Below are 15191 nucleotides of genomic sequence, written 5' to 3'. Positions count from 1 at the left end.
GGCAAGAGGCAAGAGGCAAGGGGGAAACCACGTAGGGGCACGCCCTTGCGGTCAGCGAGCGATCGTCGAGCTGTGGCTGCCCGAGGACAGGTCGGCAGAACAGAGGAATAGGGATGGGGTTGTCCCTGTTCCCTGTTCCCTGTTCCCTTCTTCTTCCCTTTCACCAAGCTAGTTTAGTGGAAAGCGGGATTATGGCGAATTAGACTCATAAACTCTTGGCGGGTGCGTGCGTCTTCGGCGAAGACACCTCGCATGGCACTGCTGACTGTCCAGGAGCCGGGTTTTTGAACTCCCCGCATCACCATACACATATGAGTGGCTTCGACGACAACGGCGACTCCTTGGGGTTGTAACACGGATTGTAGGGTTTCGGCAATGCTGGCGGTGAGTCGCTCTTGGACTTGCAGACGGCGGGCGTGCATTTCGCAAATACGGGCGATTTTGGAGAGTCCGATCACTCGTCCGTTGGGAATATATGCTACGTGAACTCGTCCGATGATGGGCAAGATGTGATGTTCACAGGAGCTGAAAATATCGATGTCCCGGACTAAAACCATTTCATCGGTGTCTTCGTGAAAAACAGCTCCGTTGAGAAGTTCTTCGAGGGATTGATCGTAGCCTTGGGTGAGAAATTGCAGGGCTTTGACGACTCGTTTTGGGGTGTCTTTCAATCCTTCGCGATCGGGGTCTTCTCCGAGGCCGATTAACAGGGTGCGCACGGCTTGCTCCATTTCGGCTCGTGAAACGCGGGCACGGGTGGCTGGGGGAATGGAACTGCTAACAGAGTTGATGCTGGACGGGATGGACTGTCCGTTGGTGGTTAGATTGCTAGAACTGTCTAAAGTCATTAGAACAAAGGCTTAGGGCTAATGGGAAATGAAGACGTAATAATTGACTATCGACACCTTGGGGTGAGCAAAAAAAGTGAAAAATTCATTGCCAATTATTTGGAATTCGTCTCATTTTTTGAGCAAATAAGGTCTCAGAAATTAGATTGTGAGTGATTTTCTTAACAAAAGTTAACTATTTCTAGAATAGCACTAACTTTTGTTTTTTGCCAGGTTGGAATCTCGTTTTTTGGGCTAGGTAGAAAGGGACTAGGGTCGTCCGCTGAGAACTTCGGAATTGAGACAGTCTTTTAGGCTAGTGCGGAGCTGGGTTTCGTCGAGGTGGCGGCCAATAAACACCATTTGATTTTTGGGTTGGGCGTTTTTCCAATCATCGACGTTGAGGACACACCGTTTTCCACTGAGTTGGAAGATGTGTTTTTGCTCGCTTTCTTGAAACCAGAGGATTCCTTTAGCTCGGAAGATGGATGGGGAGAGCTGATCGAGGAAGTTTTGAAAGCGTTCTAGAGACAGGGGGCGATCGCTCTGGAAGGAAATGGAGACAAAGCCATCGTTGTCGAGATGGCTGGAATGGTGATGGTGATGTTCGTAGGGATGGTCGTGATCATGGTCATGATGATGCTCGTGATCATGGTCATGGTCATGATGATGCTCGTGAGCCTTTTCTTCCTCAATTTCTTGTTGATAGTCCTGGGTGTGGTTGTATTGAACGTCCAAAATTAGGGGTAAGGGCACTTCCCCAAACTGACAGCGTATAATTCTCGCTCCCTCTTTGATGTTGCGAAGTTCCTGTTCGAGTTGGCCGAGTTGGGATTTGGGGACTAAATCAGTTTTATTGAGGAGAATGATATCGCTATAGATGATTTGTTTGTTGGCGGCTTCACTGTCAAAACAGTCTGGGGTGAAGGTTTCCGCGTCAATGGTGGTGAGGACGGAATCAAGCCGGGTGAAGTCTCGTAGTTCGGTGCCGAGGAAGGTCAACATAATCGGCAAGGGATCGGCGACTCCGGTGGTCTCAATGATGAGGTGGTCGATGCGATCGCCCCGTTCTAAGACGCGATAGACGGCATCGACTAAGCCATCATTGATGGTGCAACAAATACAGCCATTGCTCAGTTCCACCATGTTCTCGTCAATGGACATGAGCAGTTGGCTGTCAATGTTAATATCGCCAAACTCATTGACTAAGACGGCAACCTTCAGATCCTGTTGATTATTCAGGATGTGATTGAGGAGGGTGGTTTTGCCGCTGCCGAGAAACCCCGTAATGATGGTTACCGGCATTCCCTGTTTGGGGAGATCGATCGGAGTGTCAGAAGCCGTAATCGGGTTAGACATAGTGAAAATAGGAACGTGTGTGGAGCCAACGGTTCGGTGAGGCTGTCAGGGAAGTCCCCAGAGGTACGGTTGGGGACCTGGACTCGTCAAAAACGAGAATGATTCTTATTATACATAAGATAGTGAATCTTGTTACCATACTGATCGTGTCATCTTTAGATCCTCTCGTTAAGCCAATTCCCGAAACCGTTGATATTGCTATCATAGGTGCTGGCCCGCAGGCGTTGACTTTGGTCACTCATCTGTTGCAGAAAAAAGCCTCATTGCGCGATCGCCTAGTGGTGTTTGATCGAGCTGGAACCTGGATGGCTCAATGGAAGCAGCAGTTTGGGGCCTTAGAAATTCCCCATCTGCGATCGCCCGCTGTCCATCATCCTGATCCTAATCCCTATGCCTTACGGGCCTTCGCCACGAATCGGGCCTCGGAGTTATTCCCCCCCTATGATTTACCGGGAACGCAACTGTTCCAGGCATTTTGCGAGGATGTGATTGAACGCTGGGGGTTGGGCGATGGAGTGATTGGGGCCAGCATTACTGATATCGAACCGATCCAGATTGAGGGCCGCGATCGCTTTCGGCTACATATCCAAGATCATCCCCCCAGTCTGGCTCGTCGCGTCATCCTGGCCACTGGCGGCGGTTCTCCACGACTCCCCGACTGGCTGGCGGAGATTGCACCCACCTCTCCCCCGGAGCGGTTGCAGCATTCGAGTCAGATTGATTTGCGAACTTTGCATCTGGGGGGAGAGGAAATTTTGATTGTTGGGAGTGGATTAACCAGTGGTCATTTAGCCTTGGGAGCGATTCGTCGGGGGGCCAGGGTGACGTTGATGGCTCGGCGACAGTTTTATGAGAAGTTGTTTGACGCTGATCCCGGTTGGTTGGGGCCAAAATATCTCAAGGGGTTTCAGGCTGAATTGGATTGGGGGCGGCGATGGCAAATGATTCAAGAGGCGCGAAATGGCGGCTCTCTGACCCCGAAGGTTTTATTCAAATTGCGGCGGTTAGAACGAGAGGGACGGGTTCGATTTTTAGAAAATTGTCAAATCACAAGAGCAACTTGGAATCAAGGACTTTGGGACATTGACTGCGACCAACCCCAAGGGTCGTTACCGAGGGTTGACCGTCTCTGGCTGGCTACAGGAAGCGAGTTTGATATCCGCAAGCATCCGTTATTGCAACAAGTACAACGGCGATATCCTTTGAAGACGGTGGCGGGACTTCCTCAACTCGATGACCATTTACGCTGGGGAAAATCACAACTGTTTCTGATGGGGCCGGGGACGGCGTTACAAGTGGGGCCGGTGGCCCGAAATATCTATGGCGGGAAGTTAGCGAGTCAACGCATTGTTCCCGCTTTAACCAAGTCGAGTTTAGCCAGGGTGGCTTAGGAGAGTGGTTGGCGATTGAGGGTTCATAGACACCTCTAGAGCGAACCAACCGGTAAACCTGTATAGGTTGCCTCGACTTAAACGGAAAAACTGGTGTACTGTTGTTTCAGTGAGGTTAAAACTTGAACCCATCGATCTTCATCATTATCCTCAGAAAAAATATTGGTCAGTTCCTCAACCCGACCGAGATCATCTCGTCGTTCTTCATTAATCAGCAAATTTGACAAATCTGAATCCATCAGCGAAAACAGGCGATCATAGGAAATTGAGTCAGGATTAGACCCAAAAGCTTTCCACCGTATTTTTCGATCTGTTAAAACAACTCCTTCTTTAGCATCATCCCAAAAGCTAGAGTCAATCAGAGCTAATACACGCTCATTTGCTTCAAGCGTGATCCATTTTGACAATGCAGTTGAGAGTTTGTCTAATGGGATATTAGGAGATGTAAACCCTTCTTCTTTCCCATACTGATCGAGGATATTATCTGCCAAAAATGACTCTAATGAATTGGGTTTAGGCTCTTCTGTTGGGGTATAGATACGAGTCTCGACTTGTCGCAAAATACCTTGATCTCGCTTTTTGCGTCCCTTCATAAACGACCAGACTAAGAAAGCTGTTCCCGAAGCAACAAGGGCCGCTCCACCAGTCATGATACTTAAACCACCTAGGGCAGAAATTGTCGCTGAAATGGCAGCTGCTCCTGAGAGAGTGCCAGTCACTCCTAAGGTACTTGCTGCTGTCCAAGCGGCTAAAACTGTCGCGGCTCCAGCAACAGTTCCGGTTCCCACCGAAATCCCCAAGTTTCTGAAGTCTTCTCCGTCCATTTCGGAAATTAGAGCGATAGAGAGCAATCCAGCCGCACCAATCAAAGCGGCTCCTCCAGTTGCCACTACTAATCCACCCAACATTCCTAAACCACCCGCCGCAACAGAGCCACCTCCCAAAGCGGCAAGGGTGGCATTGGTTGCAGCGGCTCCCGATAGGCTGCTCAAACTAACGCCGGTTGCTGTTTCGGCTCCAGCCGCCGAGAGTAATCGAGTTGCTTGAGGAACAACACTGGCACCCTTGCCATAGACTTTTTGGGCAGACTTCTTCAAATTTTCAACGTCTTGATAGTCCTGAATAAATGCCATAACCTGTTCGCCTAAATCCTGACCCTCAGTTCTATTATTCTGACGAGTGATTGCATAGATCAGCTTGGCATTATCAGAAATCTTAGATGTTAAAATCAAATTATCTAAATCATTGACAAGATCTTCATTAGATAGTTCACGACCATCTCTAACTTCTTGATATGCCATTAAATAAGCATTTTTTTGATTTTCATCAAATTTGGGGTTTTCGTCGATCCACTTAACCAAAATTAAATCGACCGTTATAGCCCTAGATTTAGCACTAGCAATCGTGTACTCATTTTGAATTTCTGGCGGCAACTGGGAGGCGGTTACAATCGAATCTAGGTCACTGAGTGCTTTAAAATCGGTAATGGGTTCACCAGCACGAACCAACTCAAAGGTTCCCAAAATTAGTTGTCGTTTGTCTTGAGATAATCTTGAGGTTGCTAGGGTGGACTCAACCACATTTTGAATTCCTAGCAGTCTTGAGTTTGTACTCGCCAATAGGTAGCGATCTTTAACAGAATCATCCAGTCGCGATGTTTCAACGACGTAATCCAACAGTTGCAAGGAGGTTAGATCATTGATGTACCTGGCATCTTCAACCTGCTCGTAAACGAGTTTACACTTGGTTTTACTCGCATCCTGAATGAAGGAGGTATTATCAATTTCTTGGTAAATTTGATCTGCCAGTCTTAGGGTTCGGTCGTAGAGGGTGTGAGCGATCGCGATCGCCTCGCCTCGACGACCTGGCAGTTGAAACCTGATGTTTGTATTTTCTGTCGTCCTTGCCGGAATATTGAGTTCCAGTTTTTCCCCGGAACGTAGGGTGATTTCCTGTTTTCCCCCAGTACGCGATCGCACATAAGGGATAAACACATGGTATTTCTCAGTATCGAGATCGAGACTTGTCGTAGTTTCAGGCTCAGCCAAAGCTGGCTGCATCGCCAGAGTATCCCGCAACACCAAACCCATAGCGGCAAGAGTCAGTCCTTGCAAGGCTTGGCGGCGGCTGATGTCGAAGCGAGTCATCTTGGAACCATAGCTATGGAATGATAATATACTAACGGCAATTGCTGATTATTCAATCAGGCCTTTAGGATTCTCAATATTGTCATGAAACTATGGCATTTAGATGGAGCTAGAAGCTGAAACTCTCAACGCCAGGTCATTCCTGCTAGGTATGCCTAAGATACAGATCTCAAAATCCTCTAAACTTAACGAAGCTGTTGATTACTGTTCTAGTCCATCCCTAACTCTACGGAAAAACCAAGTCTGATTCTGATTATGATGAAACTTGCAGCCGTCCTAACGATAATCTGTCTGACGTTTTTACCCGCCTTCAACTTAGCATCCCCAGTCTGGGCCGCTTCCATGCCACAACAGGTGGCATTTTCTTGGTCGATGCAGGCCAATGGGAATGATAAAACTTCAGAAACCTTAGTGGAGGGAATTAAGCCTTCCCAAGGGACTATGTTGTCCAGGGAACTGGTCAGTCGCCTAAACAATAATCGTGAGTATTTGGGTAGGAACATCTTTTCGATTATTCACCCACATGGTATTTATGACTATACGGAGCCTATCTTGATGGCAGAGACTCCTGGACATGGTATGGATTTCGTAATTCCCATTCATTGGCATCGTCATTTTGGTCCTGTTGACCGTAATCATTTGACTGAAATTCGTTGGGAAATACGAAATAATCACCACGCCCAAGCAAAAATTGTTCGTGATGATTCAACATTTAAACCAACTCACCTTGATGAAATGAATGATGCCCTGCGAGTCTTAATAGAAGAACGTTATTTTTCTCAAGACTGAGTCTGCAGTTGGCTGCTATTGTCTAACAATGTTGGCGGACAAGGATTTCAAGTAACTGGGGGGAAGTTCAGCCACGATCGCATAGACAAAATCATTTTCAGACCAGAGAATCATACGAGGTTTTCCCGGTTGACTGATGTACAGCTTTCCTGACCCCAAATCAGGGAGAGAGAGCTGTTCCTCCCGAGAATCAATCTGATAAAACGATAGGGTTTGTCCTGTTTCCGTCGTATAGGTGTAACGCATCCCATAGATTTTGTCAAAAACACAGAGGGTTCCTCCCATCAACTGCAATCCTGGCTTTTGAATCACAGGATTCGTCTCCGCAAACTGAAACTGACTATCAAATCGTTCGATAATCGCAGTAATATTTCCGGCATTATAATCCATGGGTCCCTGTTCTCGGGTCATGGCTTTTAGGTGGTCTTCCGTGATTTCGGCTAACCCATCCCATTGACTCACTAACACCGCATCCAAGGGAGCTACTAACATATCTGAAAACTCTTGGTCTCGTTCCTGTAATTGCGCCTGAGTGTAATCGAGAGTTTGTCTCAACCGCAGATTATCGACCAGCAGGGCGATCGCCAAAACTGCCGCAATCCCACTTGCCCAACGTTCCCAGGGAAACCGCCGATCGCCCCTCCTTCGGCGGCAGCTAGGATCGCCTCTCGCAACCCTGGAGGGGGTGGCGTTTCTGGTAATCCATAGGGTATCGCTCCCAGAACATCTTGTAAAAGTCGGACTTCCTCAGCTAGTTCCGGGTGATGTTGTAGTTGGGCTTGAAATACTTGGCGTTCTTCAGATGATAAGTCTCCAAGAACATAGCCCGCTGCGAGTTCCTGAAACTCCTCGGGTGAAAGATTACTCATCAGATTCCCCCATCCATGGTTGTAAGTGTTTCCTCAGTTCTAATAATCCCTTGCGCGATCGCGTTTTCACTGTTCCTAGGGGCATTCGGAGATGGTCTGCGATCGCTTTCTAATAATCCCTTGCGCGATCGCGTTTTCACTGTTCCTAGGGGCATTCGGAGATGGTCTGCGATCGCCGACTGACTCATACCCTGATAATAGGCTAACTCCAGAATTGAGCGATATTTCTCAGGGAGTTGCTCAAGGTGACTGACTCATACCCTGATAATAGGCTAACTCCAGAATTGAGCGATATTTCTCAGGGAGTTGCTCAAGGGCCTCACGCACTGTATCTCGACGCTCGCTCAGGGAAATCTCATCAAATGGCGTTGGGGTCGTCATGGTGTCCTCGCTCAAAGTGGCGCCCCAATGGCCGAGAAATTTCCGTCGCCGCCCTCGCGATCGCAAGCGGTCAATTCCCCGTGATCGCGTTAACATCATTAAAAAGGTACTCAGCTTGCCCCGACTGGGGTCATAATTTTGTTTGCGCCAGAGAATCAAAAAGATTTCCTGGGTCAGATCCTCCGCTTCCTGGGGATTTTTCAGAACCTTTAAACTCAAGCTATAGACCAACCCCCCATAACGATCATAAAGCTGCCCCAATGCCTTGCGATCGCCGGTTTGCAGTTGGGCGTATAAGTCAACATCAGTAACTGGCATAGGGACAGTGGCACTTGTTGAGGATGGAAGCGGTCGTGTTGTCACAGAGAACATAGCACACCAGTTGGGGGCTTTCTCTCACTACGTCCCCCAACGCTGATTGGATGTTCTGCCTCCCAACCCCACCGATTCGTCCACCCTAACCCCTAATCAAACGAATAAAACCCCTGGATGAACTCCAGAATTTCCTGAGAGGAGGGCAAAACTACCTGGGCCCGTTGGGACGAGAGCGCACTGAGGGGAATGCCCAACTCCGCCGCATTGAAGAAACGCTTGCCAAACATAGGATTACTATAAATCGTCAAGCCCAAATCACTGGAATTGGCTACTGTGGTTTGGGTCGGGGCCTGGAAAAACTCTAACTCAGAATGACCCTGAACCTCAGGACAATTTAAGCCGCTGACCTTTCGTAGCCGTTGAATCGTCGCCACACTTAACTTCGCCGCCTGATTCGCCGCCTTCACCCCCGACAAATCAGGACTACTACTCTGGAGCGATCGCACCAAATTCACCAGAGTTTTTTGTGTATCCCCCGCATCCTGAAACGGCAACACCGCCACATAAGCCGTGGGTAACAATAACTCATCATGATCAACCCGAAACGTCAAAATCGTACGCCGGTAGCCCACATCAATACTGGGGGGCTGATTCATTTCAGTATATTGCTGGCTCAACTGATGATAGATATCCGCCAGAACTCGATGAGCATCACTGCTGATGGGCATATCCACCACTAATTGAACCACCGGAGGGGTTTGATTAAAAAATTTTTCAAAGTTTTCCGAGTCAAACCGGGCAATCTGACTATGATCTCCATTGGGGCTTAAATCCAGCCAATCACAACTCATGCCCTCCGTCGTTAAATTAAACCGAGCCACCCCATAGAGTTTCGCCCCGGTTAAAATAGCCCCACTTAAATCCGCGCCCTCCCAATCTGCCCGAATTAAATTAGTTTGGGTTAAATCTGCATGAACAAAACTGGTATTGAGGAGATTCGCACAACTGAGATCGGCCCCAATCAAATTGGCCCCACTCAGCTTGGCTTCGCTCAAATCCGCCCAACGAAGATTGGCCCCACTTAAATCTGCCCAACGAAGATTCGCTCCCCGCAAACTAGAACCACTCAAATTAGCGCGATGCAGACGAGCGTGACGCATTTCAGCGTTACTTAAATCCGCTCCGGTTAAATCCGCCTTACTCAAATCCGTCCCAATCAGATTCGCGTTGAGGAGAATCGCCGCAATCAGAGAACTTCCCCGCAAATCTGCTTCACTGAGGTTGGCCCCCGTTAAATCCACCTGTCTCAAGGTGGACTCGCGCAAATCCGCTGCATTGAGGTTGGCACCATTGAGTTTCGCCTCGCTGAGATTGGCTCGAATCATCTCAGCACGAATTAAGGCCGCATTTCGCAGATTCGCCCCACTGAGGTTGGCCCGAATCATATTGGCGACGTTCAAAATCGCCCCCTCTAGGTTGGCGCGTACTAAATTAGAGCCACTCAAGCGAGTGACATTCATTTTGGCGTAACTGAGGTTAGCCCCACTGAGGTTAGCCCCACTGAGATTGGCAATACTGAGAATCGCCCCACTGAGGTTGGCCCCACTCAGGTTAATACGACTAAGATTCGCTTCGGACAACATAATTCCACCGAAGTCCCGTTCTCCGGCAGCATATTGTTCTAAAAGTTCTTTGAGCGTCATGGGACCTTATCCTCGTTTTCAAGCCAGTTATCGGCAGCCAACCACCGAAGCGCCCCCCAAATCGTAACAACAATTGAGATCCCTTCCCTAATCTCTCCAAGATTTCTACAGGCGCAGCCGCCACCGAGATAACTATAAACGCTTTTATTGGAAGTCTTGTCCGGGTGATTGACACCTTGTGGCGAGATGATGTCCTCTGGTGGACGGTTCCCAGGATTTAGAGGGGGTCCGCATTAAGGTCGGTGACCGTGGTTTTGACGAAATCGAAAATAACAAAGGGGGGCGGGAGAATCTGGTTACAGACTTCGGGATAAGGGGGTTCGATGGGATTGATGCGGTTGGCGGCCTGGAGTCGTTGCTTCCCAAATTGAGGATGATGCTGAACCTCGATGGTTTGGTTTTTGGAATTCGAGAGAATCACATGGGTGGGAGCGCGGAAAAAACTCTGGCCGGAATCGGGGTTGAGACTTTCTGGCTCGTTGTTGCAAAGACTGTTGGCCCGTTCGACGGTTTGCTCGAAAAAGACTCGCAATCGCTGGATGTAGCGAAAATGTCCCACTTCCAGATTTTCTCGTTCTCGGGTTTGTAGCAGTTGTACCAAGTTTTCGATGTTGCGCTGGGTGGCCGTTCTATCGCGAAAGGGCAGAACGGTGATATAGGCCATGGAGAATAGCTGGAGGTCGTTATCGAGTCGGAAGGTAATTACGGTACGGCGATCGCTAACATCGATATTGGGCGATCGCTTCAAACCGGGAAAATAGCGCGCAATATGATAATAGACCTGGGCTAAGGCAACATGAGCGGTAGGATCGAGCACCGCATCGACGAGAATGCGAACGGTGGGCAAGGACTCGTTAAAAAACTCCTCAACCTGTTCGGGCCGAAAGCGTTGGATTTTGGTCCCGTCGCCGTTGGGACTCAAATCTACCCAGTCACAGACGGTTCCTTCACTTTTTAAGCCAAACCGTGAAACCCCATAGAGTTTACTCCCGGTGAGGGTGGCGCCACTCAAGTCAGCCCCCATCCAATCTACGTTGGTGAGGGTGGCGCGGGTGAGATCGGCATACACAAGACTGGCATCAAGTAGGTTGGCCCCGGTTAAGTCGGCCCCGCTGAGATTGGCGCCGCTGAGCTTGGCGCCGCTGAGATCGGCTCCGGCTAAACTGGCGCCGCTGAGATCGGCCCACCGTAAATTCGCCCCCCGTAAATCCGCTTCAATCAGTTTGGCGCCACTTAAACGCACTTGTCGTAGTTCCGAGTTGCGCAGACTGGCCCCGCTCATATCGGCCCAACGCAGATTGGTGCGGCGGAAGGTGGCTTGTTCTAAGTTGGCCCCCCGCATTTGGGCGTAACTGAGATCGACTTCGCTGAGATTGGCCCCCTGAAAGTTGGCCCGGGGGAGTTTCGCCTCTTTGAGCATGGCGCCGCTTGACTTCGCTGAGATTGGCCCCCTGAAAGTTGGCCCGGGGGAGTTTCGCCTCTTTGAGCATGGCGCCGCTGAGGTTGGCCCCTCGTAAGTCGGCCCCACTGAGATCTGCTCGTAACATCTCAGTGCGAATTAAGGAGGCTTAGGTTGGCCCCTCGTAAGTCGGCCCCACTGAGATCTGCTCGTAACATCTCAGTGCGAATTAAGGAGGCTTGATAGAGATCAGCCCCGCTTAAGTCGGCCCGGATGAGGTTGGCGACGTTGAGATCGGCATCCCGCAGATTGGCTCCTCGTAAATTACAACTGCTCAATTTGGCGACGTTAAGCTTGGCCCCCTTGAGGTTGGCCCGGCTTAAATTGGCACCACTGAGATTGGCCACGCTCAAACAGGCGTTGCGTAAATTCACTCGGGTAAGATTGGCTTGGCTGAGGTTGGCTTCACTTAAGTTCACGCCAATAAATCGCCGCACGCCCTCTGCATATTTTCTTAATAGTTCTTCGGCTTCCATACACGCGCTTCGAGATCTATCCCTGGTCGGAGTGTCCGAACCCTCGGCACAGTGGGTCGTGCCACCCTAAGAGGATCGTACACGAATCCCTCCCTATCTGGGAAAACGCGTCGCTCAATCTGGGAGATTTTCTCAGGAAAGTACCGATGATAACGAACAATAAAAAATGAACAATTAGTAAGGAATAAGTTCAGACAGAGTCAGGGTTTTCGGTCGTTTAAATGTCCTATCTTATCAGGCGAGAGATTGGGCTGGGAATCGTCGTGTTCCGAAAAAAAGAACGCGAGACTTGTCCCGCGTTCCCTGGTCTGCTTGTGAATCCATGCCTCTCGGTCAGGCCTCGGGGGAGGATTAAGATTAGATGGCTTCGAGGTTTTGTTCGCCGGTTCGAATGCGGATAATGCGATCGACTGGGGAGACGAAAATTTTACCGTCGCCGATTTCTCCGGTGCGCGCAGCGGCGGTGAGTTTTTCAACCACCATATCGACTTGGCTATCTTCGATGACAATTTCGAGCTTGAGCTTTTGCAAAAATTCCACGGTGTACTCTGAACCACGATAGCGTTCAGTTTGTCCTTTTTGCCGCCCAAATCCGCGCACTTCGGAAACGGTCATCCCAACGATACCGGCATTGACGAGAGCAATTTTAACTTCGTCCAGCTTGAAGGGGCGAATGATGGCTTCTACCTTTTTCACACCGAAAACTCCTTTGTTTGGTCTGTTTTAGCGAAATTATGCTGGTACAGCATGGCATTTTATTACCACTGACAATCCAGTGCATTTTGTAGCCGATTATACGATTCCCCGTTTGGCGATCGTGAGATAGCTAGAGATTAGGCGACTGTGGGGTCTAAAGTTCCAGGGGAACGAGTCCACAATAGCCTAGTCCTTCGGGGCTGATGTGAACCTGACAGGGTAAGATTTTCACCCCGCGCTTCACTGCCTCTCGTAGCAGTTTACCGTAGGTCGGATCGGCGTCGTCACCGGGAGAAAAGCGATCGCAATCTCCTCGGTTAATTAAGTACAACATGACACAGCCGGCCTCGTCCACTAGGGCCGTCAACTCCCGCAGATGTTTTTGTCCCCGTTGGGTGACGGTATCTGGGAATAAGGCTTTCCCCTCTTGGGCCCAAGTGGTGTTTTTCACTTCGAGGTAAATGGGACGTTCCCCCTCTAACAGAAAATCAATGCGGCTTTTGCCGTCTTGCCCATATTTGACTTCTGAGCGGATGTTTCCATAGTCCCCCAATTCGGGAATTAAATGCTGTTCTAAGAGCGATCGCACGATCGCATTACTGCGGCTGGTGTTAATCCCCACCCAGGTTCGCTCAGCATCACGCATTTGGATGGCTTCCCAGGTGTAGGGGTATTTGCGCTTGGCATTGTCGCTATAGGAGAGCAAAACGGGGCTACTGGGGTCGCAAACACCGGTCATGGGACCGGTATTTGGACAATGAGCGGTAATCACGTCGCCATTGACCAGTTCAATATCGGCTAGAAATCTTTTGTAGCGACGGATTAGGGTTCCCGAGTACAGGGGGGGATAGGTGTAAATCAGGGGGCTAGTCATGGGAAATTTAGGGACAGATTATGGGCAAACGTTGGAAATGATGAGGTTTAGGGCCCGCCAAGCTGAGAATAAATCATCGAGGACGGTGACCCTCTTGCGGTTAAATGTTGGGGGGGATGACCATGGTCCTCGTGCATACGCAACTCGATAATTATGGCTGACGAGACAGGAAAGGTTCGTTCTTTAGCGTCTGTTGCTGGCATTGTGGCAGCAGCAACCCTGATTAGTAAGATTTTTGGTTTGGTGCGTCAACAGGCGATCGCCGCTGCGTTTGGGGTCGGTGTCGCAGTGGATGCGTACAACTACGCCTATGTGATTCCCGGCTTCCTCCTAGTCCTGCTTGGGGGCATCAATGGACCGTTCCATAGTGCGATCGTCAGTGTCGTTGCCAAACGGGACAAACGAGATGCTGTTCCCCTAATTGAAACGATGACCACCCTAGTGGGAGGCATCCTACTCCTGGTCACGGTCGCCCTGGTTATCTTTGCTCATCCTCTCATTGATGTGGTCGCACCGGGGTTATCGGAAACGGCGGCGGGCCAAGAAATCCGCGAAATTGCCGTGATTCAGTTTCGCATTATGGCACCGATGGCCCTGCTGGCCGGCTTGATTGGCATTGGCTTTGGCAGCCTCAATGCGGCGGATATGTATTGGCTGCCGTCCATTAGCCCCCTGTTCTCCAGTGTGGCGCTCCTGGGAGGGTTAGGGGTTTTGGCGTTGTCTCTGGGGGAACAAATCATTGAACCCCAATATGCCATGTTGGGAGGCTTAGTCTTGGCCTGGGGAACGCTTATCGGTGCGTTGCTGCAATGGCTGGTGCAGGTGGTGGTGCAATGGCGAGAGGGACTGGGAACGCTGCGCTTACGCTTCGATTTTTGGCGGCCGGGAGTGCGAGAAATCCTCAACGTCATGGGCCCGGCCACCTTCTCCTCGGGGATGATGCAAATCAATGTCTATACCGACCTCTGGTTTGCGTCTTTTATCCCCCAAACCGCTTCAGCCTTGGGCTATGCCGGATTATTAGTCCAAACCCCTCTCGGGATTATTTCCAACACGCTCCTTGTTCCCCTATTGCCCATTTTCTCGCGCCTGGCGGCTCCTGAACATTGGGATCAGCTCAAACAGCGGATTCGTCAAGGTCTGATTCTGACGGGGTTAACCATGTTGCCCCTGGGGGCTTTGATGGTGGCTCTGGCCACGCCAATTGTGCGGGTGGTGTATGAACGTTATGCCTTTGACCGAGAGGCTTCAGAGTTTGTGGCGGCGATTCTCATGGCTTATGGCTTGGGGATGTTCGTTTATCTGGGGCGCGATGTCATCGTGCGGGTGTTTTATGCCCTTGGAGATGGTCAAACCCCTTTCCGAGTCAGCATTGCTAATATTTTTCTCAATGTGGTTTTGGATTATTTCTTTATCCAATGGTTTGGCGCTCCGGGGTTGGTGCTGGCGACGATGGGGGTCAATGTGGTGTCTATGGTGGCGTTGCTAGTGCTCCTTGATCGCAAGATTGGCGGTCTACCTTGGTTGGAATGGGCAACTCCTATCGCCTCTCTGACGGTCTTGAGTTTTATTACAGGGATTGCGGGTTGGGGCATTTATGAGGGCCTACAACGGTTCCTAGGTGATGGTGGCTTTCTGCTGAGTTTGTTCCAGTTGACCATTGCCGGTTGTGGGGGCTTGGCTGTGTTTGCGATGGTGGTGGCACGGATGGGCCTATCGGAGGTGGATTTGTTTATGAACCGCTTGCGGGCGAAGTTTGGGGGGAGACGGGGATAGGCAGTAGGCAAGAGGCAAGAGGCAAGAGGCAGAACCCACCCCGCCCTCCGGGCACCCCTCCCAAGAGGGGAAAGATGTGGGGGCGTACCCTTTCGTCCTCATTTTTAGGGGGAAGTGTTAAGGGGCTGT

At 50.1% G+C, this 15191-nt stretch carries 13 protein-coding genes and 1 pseudogene; 3 read left to right on the top strand and 11 right to left on the bottom strand.

Features of this window, described 5'->3' with window-relative positions; genetic code table 11:
* Positions 1–173: 173 nt before the first annotated feature.
* Together folE and L855_RS15845 are read right to left on the bottom strand one after the other, a co-directional pair.
* A complete protein-coding gene (folE, locus tag L855_RS15850; RefSeq protein WP_159789644.1) occupies positions 174–848 on the bottom strand; it encodes a GTP cyclohydrolase I FolE in 675 nt (224 codons plus the stop codon).
* Positions 849–1097: 249 nt separating this feature from the next.
* A complete protein-coding gene (locus tag L855_RS15845) occupies positions 1098–2186 on the bottom strand; it encodes a CobW family GTP-binding protein (RefSeq protein ID WP_159789642.1) in 1089 nt (362 codons plus the stop codon).
* 146 nt (positions 2187–2332) lie between these two features.
* Here L855_RS15845 and L855_RS15840 point away from each other — a divergent pair, with 146 nt between their 5' ends.
* Positions 2333–3577, top strand: coding sequence for an FAD/NAD(P)-binding protein (locus tag L855_RS15840; RefSeq protein WP_246198908.1), 1245 nt, complete (start codon positions 2333–2335; stop codon positions 3575–3577).
* A gap of 77 nt (positions 3578–3654) precedes the next feature.
* On the opposite strand, the gene L855_RS15835 is transcribed toward L855_RS15840, so the two are convergent.
* Positions 3655–5724 (bottom strand): hypothetical protein, encoded by a 2070-nt coding sequence (locus tag L855_RS15835; protein WP_159789638.1) that lies wholly within the window; start codon positions 5722–5724, stop codon positions 3655–3657.
* A gap of 255 nt (positions 5725–5979) precedes the next feature.
* On the opposite strand from L855_RS15835, the gene L855_RS15830 reads away from it, so the two are divergent.
* Positions 5980–6513 (top strand): hypothetical protein, encoded by a 534-nt coding sequence (locus tag L855_RS15830; protein ID WP_159789636.1) that lies wholly within the window; start codon positions 5980–5982, stop codon positions 6511–6513.
* Between the two features lie 15 nt (positions 6514–6528).
* On the opposite strand, the gene L855_RS15825 is transcribed toward L855_RS15830, so the two are convergent.
* From L855_RS15825 to sfsA, 8 genes and pseudogenes are all read right to left on the bottom strand, one after another.
* Positions 6529–7101: a hypothetical protein gene (locus tag L855_RS15825; RefSeq protein ID WP_159789634.1), complete on the bottom strand. Its 573-nt coding sequence runs from the start codon at positions 7099–7101 to the stop codon at positions 6529–6531.
* A complete protein-coding gene (locus L855_RS15820; protein WP_159789632.1) occupies positions 7065–7382 on the bottom strand; it encodes a hypothetical protein in 318 nt (105 codons plus the stop codon). Before L855_RS15820 ends, L855_RS15825 begins: the two co-directional genes overlap by 37 nt.
* Positions 7382–7570 carry a hypothetical protein gene (locus L855_RS22505; protein ID WP_343039300.1) on the bottom strand — a complete coding sequence of 63 codons (189 nt, stop codon included), beginning with the start codon at positions 7568–7570 and terminating at the stop codon, positions 7382–7384. The genes L855_RS15820 and L855_RS22505 overlap by 1 nt, the downstream gene beginning before the upstream one ends.
* 52 nt (positions 7571–7622) lie before the next feature.
* Positions 7623–8081: a sigma-70 family RNA polymerase sigma factor gene (locus tag L855_RS15810; protein WP_343039299.1), complete on the bottom strand. Its 459-nt coding sequence runs from the start codon at positions 8079–8081 to the stop codon at positions 7623–7625.
* A 146-nt stretch (positions 8082–8227) separates the two neighbouring features.
* Positions 8228–9781 (bottom strand): pentapeptide repeat-containing protein, encoded by a 1554-nt coding sequence (locus L855_RS15805; RefSeq protein WP_159789628.1) that lies wholly within the window; start codon positions 9779–9781, stop codon positions 8228–8230.
* Between the two features lie 217 nt (positions 9782–9998).
* Positions 9999–11716, bottom strand: a pseudogene (locus tag L855_RS15800) (pentapeptide repeat-containing protein).
* A gap of 357 nt (positions 11717–12073) precedes the next feature.
* Positions 12074–12412, bottom strand: a complete 339-nt coding sequence (locus L855_RS15785) for a P-II family nitrogen regulator (protein ID WP_159789619.1) — start codon at positions 12410–12412, stop codon at positions 12074–12076.
* A gap of 154 nt (positions 12413–12566) precedes the next feature.
* Entirely contained in the window at positions 12567–13286 is a 720-nt protein-coding gene (gene sfsA, locus L855_RS15780) for a DNA/RNA nuclease SfsA (protein ID WP_159789617.1), read from the bottom strand.
* Between the two features lie 153 nt (positions 13287–13439).
* Between sfsA and murJ the strand changes: the two genes are divergently transcribed.
* Positions 13440–15062, top strand: a complete 1623-nt coding sequence (gene murJ / locus L855_RS15775) for a murein biosynthesis integral membrane protein MurJ (protein ID WP_159789615.1) — start codon at positions 13440–13442, stop codon at positions 15060–15062.
* Positions 15063–15191: the final 129 nt, after the last annotated feature.

It is taken from the genome of Sodalinema gerasimenkoae IPPAS B-353, from assembly GCF_009846485.1.
Classification (GTDB): domain Bacteria; phylum Cyanobacteriota; class Cyanobacteriia; order Cyanobacteriales; family Geitlerinemataceae; genus Sodalinema; species Sodalinema gerasimenkoae.
Note: the sequence above shows the minus strand (reverse complement) of the source record. Positions and strands in the feature narration are given on the sequence as shown.

What these genes read in the sequence shown, in the direction of transcription:
- folE (WP_159789644.1), bottom strand. Translation starts at nt 848, where the DNA reads ATGACTTTAGACAGTTCTAGCAATCTAACCACCAACGGACAGTCCATC.
- L855_RS15845 (WP_159789642.1), bottom strand. Translation starts at nt 2,186, where the DNA reads ATGTCTAACCCGATTACGGCTTCTGACACTCCGATCGATCTCCCCAAA.
- L855_RS15835 (WP_159789638.1), bottom strand. Translation starts at nt 5,724, where the DNA reads ATGACTCGCTTCGACATCAGCCGCCGCCAAGCCTTGCAAGGACTGACT.
- L855_RS15830 (WP_159789636.1), top strand. Translation starts at nt 5,980, where the DNA reads ATGATGAAACTTGCAGCCGTCCTAACGATAATCTGTCTGACGTTTTTA.
- L855_RS15820 (WP_159789632.1), bottom strand. Translation starts at nt 7,382, where the DNA reads ATGAGTAATCTTTCACCCGAGGAGTTTCAGGAACTCGCAGCGGGCTAT.
- L855_RS22505 (WP_343039300.1), bottom strand. Translation starts at nt 7,570, where the DNA reads ATGAGTCAGTCGGCGATCGCAGACCATCTCCGAATGCCCCTAGGAACA.
- L855_RS15810 (WP_343039299.1), bottom strand. Translation starts at nt 8,081, where the DNA reads ATGCCAGTTACTGATGTTGACTTATACGCCCAACTGCAAACCGGCGAT.
- L855_RS15805 (WP_159789628.1), bottom strand. Translation starts at nt 9,781, where the DNA reads ATGACGCTCAAAGAACTTTTAGAACAATATGCTGCCGGAGAACGGGAC.
- sfsA (WP_159789617.1), bottom strand. Translation starts at nt 13,286, where the DNA reads ATGACTAGCCCCCTGATTTACACCTATCCCCCCCTGTACTCGGGAACC.
- murJ (WP_159789615.1), top strand. Translation starts at nt 13,440, where the DNA reads ATGGCTGACGAGACAGGAAAGGTTCGTTCTTTAGCGTCTGTTGCTGGC.